The sequence below is a fragment of the Kitasatospora sp. NBC_01300 genome (genome assembly GCF_041435235.1).
Classification (GTDB): domain Bacteria; phylum Actinomycetota; class Actinomycetes; order Streptomycetales; family Streptomycetaceae; genus Kitasatospora.
Window position 1 is genome coordinate 3,298,628 of sequence record NZ_CP108408.1, and the last position, 10,825, is coordinate 3,309,452.

The 10,825-nt window shown below is 74.1% G+C and carries 11 protein-coding genes and 1 tRNA gene; 3 read left to right on the top strand and 9 right to left on the bottom strand.

The window, feature by feature from the left end; translation table 11 throughout:
- Positions 1-91: 91 nt before the first annotated feature.
- Together OG556_RS14455 and OG556_RS14460 are read left to right on the top strand one after the other, a co-directional pair.
- Positions 92-1,411 (top strand): VWA domain-containing protein, encoded by a 1,320-nt coding sequence (locus OG556_RS14455; protein ID WP_371517392.1) that lies wholly within the window; start codon positions 92-94, stop codon positions 1,409-1,411.
- 2 nt (positions 1,412-1,413) lie between these two features.
- Positions 1,414-2,313, top strand: a complete 900-nt coding sequence (locus tag OG556_RS14460) for a peptidase (protein ID WP_371517393.1) — start codon at positions 1,414-1,416, stop codon at positions 2,311-2,313.
- Between the two features lie 235 nt (positions 2,314-2,548).
- On the opposite strand, the gene OG556_RS14465 is transcribed toward OG556_RS14460, so the two are convergent.
- From OG556_RS14465 to OG556_RS14505, 9 genes are all read right to left on the bottom strand, one after another.
- Positions 2,549-2,622 (bottom strand) — tRNA-Ala (locus tag OG556_RS14465).
- A gap of 82 nt (positions 2,623-2,704) precedes the next feature.
- Positions 2,705-3,853, bottom strand: coding sequence for a gephyrin-like molybdotransferase receptor GlpR (glpR, locus tag OG556_RS14470; RefSeq protein WP_371517394.1), 1,149 nt, complete (start codon positions 3,851-3,853; stop codon positions 2,705-2,707).
- 149 nt (positions 3,854-4,002) lie between these two features.
- Entirely contained in the window at positions 4,003-4,629 is a 627-nt protein-coding gene (locus OG556_RS14475) for a GNAT family N-acetyltransferase (protein ID WP_371522704.1), read from the bottom strand.
- The gene (locus tag OG556_RS14480; protein WP_371517395.1) at positions 4,626-5,129 is read right to left on the bottom strand and encodes a molybdenum cofactor biosynthesis protein B; all 504 of its coding nucleotides are present in this window, start codon (positions 5,127-5,129) and stop codon (positions 4,626-4,628) included. The genes OG556_RS14475 and OG556_RS14480 overlap by 4 nt, the downstream gene beginning before the upstream one ends.
- Positions 5,130-5,167: 38 nt before the next feature.
- A complete protein-coding gene (gene moaC / locus OG556_RS14485; RefSeq protein WP_371517396.1) occupies positions 5,168-5,668 on the bottom strand; it encodes a cyclic pyranopterin monophosphate synthase MoaC in 501 nt (166 codons plus the stop codon).
- A gap of 93 nt (positions 5,669-5,761) precedes the next feature.
- On the bottom strand, positions 5,762-6,745 hold the full coding sequence (locus tag OG556_RS14490) for an IS481 family transposase (RefSeq protein ID WP_371517397.1): 984 nt from the start codon (positions 6,743-6,745) through the stop codon (positions 5,762-5,764).
- A 125-nt stretch (positions 6,746-6,870) separates the two neighbouring features.
- The gene (glp, locus tag OG556_RS14495) at positions 6,871-8,211 is read right to left on the bottom strand and encodes a gephyrin-like molybdotransferase Glp (RefSeq protein WP_371517398.1); all 1,341 of its coding nucleotides are present in this window, start codon (positions 8,209-8,211) and stop codon (positions 6,871-6,873) included.
- A 25-nt stretch (positions 8,212-8,236) separates the two neighbouring features.
- Positions 8,237-9,157 (bottom strand): UTP--glucose-1-phosphate uridylyltransferase GalU, encoded by a 921-nt coding sequence (gene galU / locus OG556_RS14500; RefSeq protein ID WP_363585354.1) that lies wholly within the window; start codon positions 9,155-9,157, stop codon positions 8,237-8,239.
- A 50-nt stretch (positions 9,158-9,207) separates the two neighbouring features.
- Positions 9,208-10,119: a GGDEF domain-containing protein gene (locus OG556_RS14505; RefSeq protein ID WP_371517399.1), complete on the bottom strand. Its 912-nt coding sequence runs from the start codon at positions 10,117-10,119 to the stop codon at positions 9,208-9,210.
- Positions 10,120-10,207: 88 nt separating this feature from the next.
- Between OG556_RS14505 and OG556_RS14510 the strand changes: the two genes are divergently transcribed.
- A complete protein-coding gene (locus tag OG556_RS14510; RefSeq protein WP_371517400.1) occupies positions 10,208-10,783 on the top strand; it encodes a 5-formyltetrahydrofolate cyclo-ligase in 576 nt (191 codons plus the stop codon).
- Positions 10,784-10,825 lie beyond the last annotated feature (42 nt).

A 10,825-nucleotide genomic window follows, 5' to 3' on the forward strand; every position in this document is an offset into this window, starting at 1 on the left:
TTTCCACGCGCCGGAGTTCACGCCGTGACGGGGTGGCGCACGATCCGGTCTCGTTTGGCCATCGCGAACTGATGATCCCTAGGATCACCGGGTGACTACCGGACGACGACCAAAGACCAGGCTCGGCAGCCTGCTGGGCGCCCTGGCGATAACGGGCGCCTCGCTGCTCATCGGCCTGCCCGCCCACGCCGACGAACCATCAGCCGGAGCCGCCGCGCCCAAGGAGGCCCCCAGGGTCGACCTCGTCCTGGACGTCAGCGGCTCCATGAACGAACGGGACATCCAGGGCAAGAGCCGGATCTCGGTGGCCCAGCAGTCGCTGAACGACGTGATCGACGCGCTGCCCGCGGAGACCGAGTTCGGCATCCGCACCCTGGGCGCGAACTACCCCGGCAACGACAAGACCCAGGGCTGCCAGGACACCAAGCAGCTGTACCCGGTCGGCAAGACCAACAAGGTCGAGGCCAAGACGGCCGTCGCCACCCTGCGGCCCACCGGCTGGACCCCGATCGGCCTGGCCCTGCGCGGCGCGGCCCAGGACCTCGGCAAGGGCGAGACCACCCGCCGGGTGGTGCTGATCACCGACGGCGAGGACACCTGCACCCCGCCGGACCCCTGCGACGTCGCCCGTGAACTCGCCTCCCAGGGCATCCACCTGGTCGTCGACACCCTCGGCCTGGCCCACGACGACAAGACCCGCCAGCAGCTGCTCTGCATCGCCAACGCGACCGGTGGCACCTACACCGACGTCCGCACCCAGGAACAGCTCACCGACAAGGTGAAGCAGCTGGTCGACCGCTCCAACGACACCTACGCGGTGACCCCGGTGAAGACCTCCGGCGCCGACAAGTGCGAGAGCGCCCCGGTGCTCGCCCCGGGCGTGTACAGCGACCGCGAGAAGTTCTCCGAGCACCGCGTCTACAAGGTCCCGGTCAAGTCCGGCCAGGAGCTGCGCGCCTCGGTCAGCGTCGGCCTGGACCGCGCGGTGGCCCGGGACTACGGCGTCCTGCTGCAGGCCACCAGCGCGACCGGCCAGGAGCTGGTCCGCGGCACCGACGCCGGCAGCAGCCGCACCGACGTGATCTCCACCGGCCTGCGCTGGTCCACCAGCGACTCCAAGGGCTACATCACCACCGGCCCGACCTCCTCGTCGAGCGCCAAGCCGGAGACCACCGTCTGCCTGGTCGTCAGCAACTCGCTGGCCCCGCAGGCCGGCGTCCAGGCCGACCCCGGCCTGCCGCTGGAGCTGACCGTCGACCTGGCCACCGCCTCGTCCGCCCCCGAGGGTGCGGCGATGGGCCTGGGCCGCGGCTGGATCCTGCTGCTCACCCTCACCCTCGCCGGACTGCTGTTCGGCCTGGTGTTCGGCTGGATCGCCCGCTGGCGGATCTCTGTCTGGCGGGAGAACTGACCATGCGACCGACCACGCGATCGACCACGCGCACGACCGTTCGCGGTGCCCTCGCCGCCCTCGCCCTGCTGCCCGCCCTCGCGCTGGCCGCCCCGACCGCCTCCGCCGCCTCCCCCTCGCCCTCGGCGAGCGCGAGCGGCGCCCCGGCCCCGGCCACCAAGGCCGGCACCTCCTTCCTGACCGCGACCAACCTCTCCCCCGGCCAGGACGCCAACGTCGCCGCCTCCACCGGTGACTACCTGTACTGGGCGTTCGGCGCCTCCGAGGGCCAGACCCCGACGATCGGCCTGACCGTCAACCTGGCCCCCGCGGCCGACCGGCACGGCCCGCAGACCTGGTCCGCCGAGGTCTTCGACGGGCTCCGCCGCCGCCAGTCCTGCACCGCCGGCACCCAGAACGCCACCGGCGACCAGAACACCGGCACGCTCACGCTGAGCTGCACCCTGCGCGAGATCCGCTCCTGGGCCGAGCCGTGGTCCGGCGACCCGCTGCCCGGCACCTACTACGTGCGGCTCTCGGTCAGCGACGTCCCGCAGACCGACCTGGGCCTGGCCACCTCCGTCCAGCTGCACGTCAGCGCCAAGGGCAACGCGGACAACGCCCAGCCGGAGGGCGGCGAGCTCAAGGCCCCGCTGGTCCCGCCGGCCGGCGGCGGCGCCAGCACCGCCAAGGCGGCCGCCCCGGTGGCGGCCGAGGAGCACTGGTACACCGGCTGGTTCTCCGGTTGGAACAGCCGCTGGTACTGGACCATCGGCGGCGGCGCCCTGGCCGCCCTGGCGGGCGTCCTGGGCTACAACCTGACCCGGCACCCCCGCGGCTACCGCCCGCCCCGCTACGGCGCCGTCCCGCCGCAGTCCGGCGCCCCCCAGCCCGGCCCCTACGCCGGCTCCCAGCGCCCCTGACCCACCCCGCCCCACCTCGCCCGACCCCGAGGGCCGGCCGGACTCCCCGGCCGGCCCTCGGCCGTTCCCGCTCCGGTTCCCGCTCTTGTTCCCGCGCGCGACCGACCGTCAGTTCACCGCCCCACCCCGCCGTGACGGTCGTCACACGGCCAACTCCCGCACCCCCGCGCCGGATCGCCCCCGGACAACGCAGAAGCCCCGCCCGGTCTGACGACCGGGCGGGGCCCTTGTTGGGTGGAGCTGAGGGGATTCGAACCCCTGACCCCCTCGATGCGAACGAGGTGCGCTACCGGACTGCGCCACAGCCCCAACGAGAAGAAACTCTAGCACCTTCCGGAGGGGGTCCGTGACCACCCCCGGCGATGCGGTGCTGGTCCGGGGGCCGGGGAGGTCACTCGTTGGCCGCGCGGGGGCGGGCCTCCGGGGCCGACGGCTCGGCGTACTGGTCGAACAGCGGGGTGTTGCGGGCGGACTCGGCGGGGCGGCCCGCGGTCCAGGTGCCGGGAGCCGTCAGGTCGAGGCCCCGGGAGACCCGGGGGGCGACCGGCGCCGTGACGTACGTCGGCAGCGGGACGGGCACCGGCTCCCAGGAGTCCGGGCCGGCCGCGCCGCGCTCGCGCATGCCGTCGACCCACTCCTCGTGCTCGGTCGCCTCGGCCACCGCGGAGGCGGACGGCGCGGAGACGGCGGCCTCGCCGGGGTCGGCGGCCAGCCGCAGGTGCGGGCGGCGTCCGGCCCGCCCCTCGGCGGCCGGGGCCTGGGCACGAGCCGGGGCGTGGGCCCGGACGTGGGGCTGGGTGTGGACCTGGGTGTGGGCCTGGGTGTCAACGGCCTCGGCCGGGACGCTCCGGGCCTCGGCGCGCTGCTGCTCGCGCTTGCGCAGCCGCTCGGCCGCCTGGGCGGCCCGGGCACGGTCGAGCTTCACCTCGTAGCGCTGGCGCTCCAGCTTGCGCAGGTGGCCGATGTACAGGGTGAGGAGGATCGCCGGGACGGCCGGGACCCAGAGGAAGGCCAGTCCGGCCACCGCCGCGACCACGGCGCCGAGCGCGAAGGCCAGGAAGAGGGCGGTGACCATCCGGCGCCGGCGGGCCAGCAGCCGGGCCCGGCGCTGCGCCCCGCCGTGCGGCGCGGAGCCCGGACGCTCTCCCCGGGCACCCCGCTCGGGCGAAGGTGAAGGCGAAGGTGAAGGCGAGGACGCGGGCGAGGGCTCGGGCACCGGCGCGGGCGGAGGCTCGCCGGAGGGCGAGGACTCGGGCTCCACTGCGGGCGGCGCGGAGTCCGCCGCGGGGTCGCCGGAGGCGGCCCCGTCCCGTCCGGGAGGGCCGTCGCTGCTGTGCTCGTCGTCACGCGGTTCGTCGCCCAGGGCCCGGGCTGCCCGCCGCTCCAGCCCCGAACGCCCGGCCAGCAGGCGGATGGCGGTGCTGAAGCGCTCCGTCGGGCGCGCCTCGTTGAGTTCGTCCTGCCTGCGGAGCCACATCGGCACCAGATAGGCGGCCCAGGCCCCTACGATGACGGCGTAGATAAGGCCGCTACTGCTCACGATCCACACCGTACGGGCGCCGGGAAGGCCTGGCAGCAATTTGGCTCGGCGTGTCGTGTGATCAAGCTGATTCTCCGACTATTTTGCCGGTATTTGTGCCAGTCCGCCGTCGCGGCGATGCCATATCGATATTTTTTTCGAACATATATTCAATTACTTGACTCGCGGCCTGAACTGATCGACCGCCAGCGTTCCAGCATCCCCTCCGGCACCTCCTCGGCGGTCAGCGCGTACACCAGGTGGTCCTGCCAGGCGCCGTCGATGTGGAGATAGCGCGGGCGGATTCCCTCCGAGCGGAAGCCGAGCTTTTCCACCACCCGGCGGCTCGGGGCGTTCTCCGGGCGGATGCAGACCTCGATCCGGTGCAGGCCGAGGGTACGGAAGCAGTGGTTGACGGAAAGCGCCACGGCCGTCGGCATGATGCCCCGGCCGGCCACCGCCTCGTCGATCCAGTACCCGACGTTCGCCGAGCACATCGAGCCCCAGGTGATGCCGCCGACGGTCAGCTGGCCGACCAGCTGGCCCTTGTAGAGCACGACGAAGGGCAGCATCCGCCCGGCCGAGCCCTCACCGCGCAGGAAGCGCACCATCTGCCGGAACGTCGGGCGCGGCCCGGCGGCCTGCCCGGCCGGACCGGGCGGGACGGTCGCCTCCCAGCGGCGCAGCCAGTCCCGGTTGCGGAGGCTGACCTCCTGCCACTCGCGCTGGTCGCGGGCCCGGATCGGGCGCAGCACGACCTCCCCCTCGTGGAGTTCTACCGGCCAACCGGCGTTCAGTGCGTTCTCCCGGAAGCTGGTGCGTCCGGCCGGGGGTGGTCCCCGCCGCCGAGCTGGTCGACGGCGTGGGCGAGCAGCGGTTCGAGGACGGCCAGGCCGTCCTTGACGCCGCCGGTCGAGCCCGGCAGGTTGACGATCAGGGTACGTCCGGCGAGCCCGGCCAGCCCGCGGGAGAGCGCCGAGGTCGGCACCTTCTCCCGGCCGTACGCGCGGATGGACTCGGCGATGCCGGGGACCTGCCGGTCGATCACCCGGGCGGTCATCTCCGGGGTGAGGTCCATCGGCGAGATGCCGGTGCCGCCGGTGGTGAGCACGACGTCGTAGCCGGCCGCGACGGCCTCGCGCAGGACGGCCTCCACCGGCTCGCCGTCCGGGACGACCCGGGGGCCGTCGGCGGTGAAGCCCATCGCGGTCAGGCCGGCCACCAGCAGCGGGCCGCCCCGGTCCTCGTAGACGCCGGCCGAGGCCCGGTTGGACACGGTGACCGCAAGGGCCCTCATCCGCCCGGACCTTTCGGTGGTGAGCTCGCTCCGCCCGCTCACTCGCCCGCCTCCGGCGCGAACCAGTCACCGCTCTTGCCGCCGGTCTTGCTGAGCACCCGGACGGACTCGATGGCGGCGCCCTTGTCCACGGCCTTGACCATGTCGATGACGGTGAGGCCGGCCACCGCGACGGCGGTCAGCGCCTCCATCTCGACGCCGGTGCGGTCGGCGGTCCTCACGGTGGCGGTGATCTCGACGGCGTCGTCCGCGACCGTGAGGTCCACCGTGACGCCGGAGACGGCGATGGGGTGGCAGAGCGGGATCAGGTCGGGGGTCTTCTTGGCGCCCATGATCCCGGCGATCCGGGCCACCGCGAGGGCGTCGCCCTTGGGCATGCCCTCGCCGCGCAGCAGCTCGACCACCTTCGGGGAGACCCGGACCCGGCCGGCCGCGACGGCGGTGCGCGCGGTGGTGGCCTTCTCGGAGACGTCGACCATCCGGGCCGCGCCCTGGTCGTCGACGTGGGTGAGGCGGTCGCCGGGGGGAGGTGTGGTCACGGGTGGCTCCAGGGGCGCGCAGGTGGAATACCGCGCTACCGTACAGCTCCCCCGCCCCACCCCGTGGGAGGGGCCTGGTCCGCGGGACACGCCCTAGGTGTATTGACCCGCAGGGTTGTTGACGCGGCTGATGGGTGGCTTGCCTCCGAGTGCGGTGTGGCAGCGATGGTAGTTGTAGCCGTGGAGGAAGTCGGCGAGGGCGGCGGTGCGTTCGGCGTTGCTGGCGTACGGCTGCCGGTAGGCCCACTCGTCGAGCAGGGTGCGGTTGAAACGTTCGACTTTGCCGTTGGTCTGCGGCCGGTAGGGCCGGATGCGCTTGTGGGCGATCCCTGCGGCGGTGAGGGTCCGGGTGAAGAGCTTGGACTTGTAGCAGGAGCCGTTGTCGGTCAGGACGCGTTCGACGGTGATGCCGTGGTCGGCGAAGAATGCCTGGGCCCGCTGCCAGAATGCGGTGGCGGTCTCCTGGCGTTCGTCGGGGAGGATCTCGCTGTAGGCGAGGCGGGTGTGGTCGTCGACGGCGGAGTGGACGTAGCTGTAGCCGATGACCGGCTTGTGGCTCCTGCGTTCGGTGGTGGTGGCCTGGCGGTTGCGGTCGCCGGCCTCGCGGCCGACCGTGCGCCAGCCGCCGCCGTCGGGGATGTTGCCGAGCTTCTTGATGTCGACGTGGACGAGTTCGCCCGGACGTTCGCGTTCGTAGCGGCGTATCGGTTCGCCGCTGGGCCGGTCGAGCCAGGCCAGGCGGTTCAGGCCGTGCCTGGTCAGGATCCGGTGCACCGTCGAGGCCGGGATGCCGAGGATCGGCCCGATCCTGGCGGGTCCGAGCTTGCGGTCGCGGCGTATCCCGCAGACCCGGGCTTCGACGGCGGCCGCGGTGCGGTGTGGGGTGGTGTGAGGGCGGCTGGAGCGGTCGTGCAGGCCTGCTTCGCCCTCGGCTCGCCAGCGCCGCACCCACTTGTGGGCGGTGGCCCGGGAGATGCCCATCTCGGCGGCTATGTGTGCCACGGGACGGCCCGCGCGTACGCGTTCGACCAGGAGCCGCCTGCCGTGCACGGTCAGCCGGGCATTACGGTGGGACACGAAGACCTCCGTGTGTGGTGTGGAGCCTAGACACCTCCACCACACCGGAGGTCTTCGCCATGATCAAGCCCGACCACCGTCAACAACGCTCATGGTCAATACACCTAGGACGTGGCTGACACGCCCTAGGAGCCCAGCAGGACCACGTCGACCTCGCTGCCGGCGGGCAGGGCGGTGACGGCCTCGGGGACGGTGATCAGGCAGTTCGCCCGGGCCAGGGCGCCGACCAGGTGCGACTCGGCGCCGCCGACCGGCTCGACGGTGCCGTCCGCGGCCGAGTAGCGGCCGCGCAGGAACTGCCGGCGGCCGGCCGGGGAGCGCAGCGCCGCCGGGCAGAGCGCGCGGACCACCGGGCGGTGGACGTCGGCGGCGCCGAGCATGGTGCGGATGACCGGGCGGACGAACAGCTCGAAGGAGATGTAGGCGCTGACCGGGTTGCCGGGCAGGGCGAGCAGCGGCACGCCGGCCGGGCCGCCGATCCGGCCGAAGCCCTGCGGCTTGCCGGGCTGCATCCGCAGCCTGCGGAAGTCGACGCCGCCGTAGGACTCGAAGACCTCCTTGACCACGTCGTACGCGCCGACGCTGACCCCGCCGCTGGTGACGATCAGGTCGGCCCGGCCGAGCTGGTCCTCCAGGACGGCGCGCAGCCGGTCGGCCCGGTCCGGGACGGCGCCGACCCGGTAGGCGATGGCGCCGGCGTCCTGGGCGGCCGCGGTGAGGGTGAAGCTGTTGGAGTCGGAGATCTGCCCGGGACCGACCGGCTCGCCGGGCTGGACCAGCTCGCTGCCGGTGGACAGCACCACGACCCGGGGGCGCGGGCGGACCTTGACGGTGGCGCGGCCGATCGCGGCGAGCAGGCCGAGCTGGGTGGGGCCGAGCCGGGTGCCGGCCCCCAGGACCTTGGTGCCGGCCGCGACGTCGCTGCCGCGGCGGCGGATGTGGGCACCCTCGGCGACCGGGCGCAGGACGCGGACCTCCTCGTCCTCGACGGGCGCGGTCATCGCGTCGGCGGGCACGCCGGTGCCGGTGCCGCCGTCGGTCCATTCGACCGGGGCGACGGCCTGGGCGCCGGGCGGGACGGGGGCGCCGGTCATGATCCGGGCGGCCTGGCCGGGCCCGACCCGGGGCAGTTCGCCCGCGCCGGCCGCGATGTCGCCGACGACGGTGAGCACCGAGGGGTACGGGTCGGTGGCGCCGGCGGTGTCGGCGGTGCGCACGGCGTAGCCGTCCATCGAGCTGTTGTCGAAGGGCGGCAGGTCGCCGTCGGCGAGGACGTCCTCGTCGAGCCGGCAGCCCTGGGCGTCGAGCAGTTGCAGCTCGATGGCGGGCAGCGGGCCGACCGCGGCCAGGACGTCGGAGAGGTGTTCGTCCACCGTCCAGAGGCGGGGGGCCGCCGGTGCCGGGTCCGTGGTTCCGTCGCAGCAGGCTGCGGCGGATCCGGTGGTGTGTTGGGTGGACCCGGTCATCGGCGGCTCGCTCTCTGTCGTCGTGTCAGTCCTGCAGCTCGGAGGCGACGAACTCGCGCAGCCAGGAGCGGAACTCCGGGCCGAGGTCCTCGCGCTCGGAGGCCAGTCGGACGATAGCGCGCAGGTAGTCCGCGCGGTCGCCGGTGTCGTAGCGGCGGCCCTTGAAGAGCACGCCGTGGACCTGGCCGCCGGCCTCCGGCTCGCGGGTGGTCAGCTCGCGCAGGGCGTCGGTGAGCTGGATCTCGCCGCCGCGGCCGGGCGGGGTCTCCCGCAGCACGTCGAAGACCAGCGGGTCGAGGACGTAGCGGCCGATGACGGCGTAGTTCGAGGGGGCCTCGTTCGTCTCGGGCTTCTCGACCAGGTCGGTCACCTGGAAGACGTCCTCGCCGAAGCCGTTCGCCTTGACGGCGGCGCAGCCGTAGAGGTGGATCTGGGAGGGGTCGACCTCCATGAGGGCGACGACCGAGCCGCCGAGCTCCTGCTGGACCTCGATCATGCGGGCGAGCAGCGGGTCGCGCGGGTCGATCAGGTCGTCGCCGAGGAGGACGGCGAAGGGCTGGCCGGCCACGTGCTGCTCGGCGACCGAGACGGCGTGGCCGAGGCCCTTCGGGTCGCCCTGGCGGACGTAGTGCATGTTGGCCAGCTCGACGGATTCGCGGACCCGGCGCAGGCGGTCCTCGTCGCCCTTGCGGGCGAGCAGCTCCTCCAGCTCGTAGGCGCGGTCGAAGTGGTCCTCCAGGGCCCGCTTGTTACGGCCGGTGACCATCAGTATGTCGGACAGCCCCGCGGAGGAGGCCTCCTCGACGACGTACTGGATGGCCGGCTTGTCGACGACGGGCAGCATCTCCTTCGGAGTGGCCTTGGTTGCCGGGAGGAAGCGGGTGCCCAGTCCGGCCGCGGGTACCACGGCCTTGGTTACCGGGATTCGGGAGTTGGTCGTCGTCATGCGTTTACCTTACTCAGGCACGTTTTCGCCCGGCCGGGCGCGGTCGACGGCTAGGACAGCACGTCGCGGGGCCCGGCCACGGCGGCAGGCGTATGGGAATTGACCGGCTGGGCGAGGGGGTCCCCGCCGGCACAGGGCGACAGACTACCCGGCTTTTCCGAACGGTCACGCTCGGCAGTCGCGTTGGGCTGCGCACCGGCGGCGGGCGGGGCGGGCGGCCGCGCCGCCGACCGGTCGCCGGGGCCCGGCCGGACCCGCCAGCAGTCGCCGCCGGCCGCCCTGGCCTCGGCGAGCGCGCGGTCGGCGGCGCGCAGCAGCACGGCGGCGTGGGTGCCGTCCTCGGGCAGCACGGCGACGCCGACGGCGGCGGTGAGGCCGTTGCCGTGGGCCGGGCGGGACTCGCGCGGGCCGGAGGACCAGTCGAGCAGCAGGTGCCGGCGGACCGACCAGACCAGGCGCTCGGCGACCTGCGCGGCGCCCTCGGCGCCGGTGTCCGGCAGCACCACCAGGAACTCCTCCCCGCTGTAGCGGCCGAGGGTGTCGGCCCGGCGGATCTCCATCGCCAGCCGTTGGGCGAGGTCGCGCAGCACCGCGCCGGCGCGGCCGCGGCCGTGCTCGGCGACGACCGCGTCGAAGCCGGTGATCTCCAGCAGCAGCACGGCCAGCGGGCGCGGCCCTTCGGGCTGGTCGGTCCGCTCGGCGCGGCGGGCGCGCTCGATCTCGCGGTCCAGGGTGAGCTGCAGGTGGCGGTAGTTCCACACGCCGGTGAGCGGGTCGCAGGAGGCGGTGCGCTCCAGGTCGGCGCAGCGGGTCTCCAGTTCGGCGATCCGCTCGCGCAGCCGTTTCTGCCGGGCGGCGGCTTCGGCACCGCACCGGCGCAGCCGCAGCCCGAGCACGGTGGCGCCGGCCAGCGCGGGGGCGCTGAGCACGGCCAGGGCCTGGACCAGCAGCGGGGTGGACAATCGCGGCGCCCTTTCGCGTGTCAGGCTCTGCGCGTCGATGACGCCGGCCGGCGGGACCGGTCGGCGGCACAGAGTTGCGGAGGATCCGATGCACAACGAGAAGAGCGATCTGAGGACACGGCTGTTGACCCGGCGCCGCGCGCTCTCCGCCGAGGGCCGCGCGGAGGCCGCGCACGCGTTGGCCGGGCACGCCGGGGAGCTGGCGGCGCCGGGCGCCACCGTGGCCGCGTACGTGTCGGTGGGCGCCGAGCCCGGGACCAGGCCGTTGCTGGACGCGCTGCGGGCGCGCGGGGTGCGGGTGCTGCTGCCGGTGCTGCTGCCCGACAACGACCTGGACTGGGCCGCCTACCAGGGCCCGCAGGAGCTGGCCCCGGCCGGGCGCGGGCTGCTGGAGCCGGTCGGCCCCCGGCTCGGCCCGGAGGCGGTCGCGGAGGCCTCCGTGGTGCTGCTGCCGGGCCTGGCGGTGGACCGGCGGGGGCTGCGGCTGGGCCGCGGCGGCGGCAGCTACGACCGGGTGCTGGCCCGGCTGGGGCGGGCGGGCGCGCGGCCGGTGCTGGCGGTGCTGCTCTACGAGCACGAGCTGCTGGACGAGGTGCCGGCCGAGCCGCACGACCGCCCGGTGGACCTGGCGGTCACGCCCGCCGGGCTGCGCCGGCTGGGGTGAGACGGCGGCGGCCCCGCTCCGGAGAAGGAGCGGGGCCGCCGG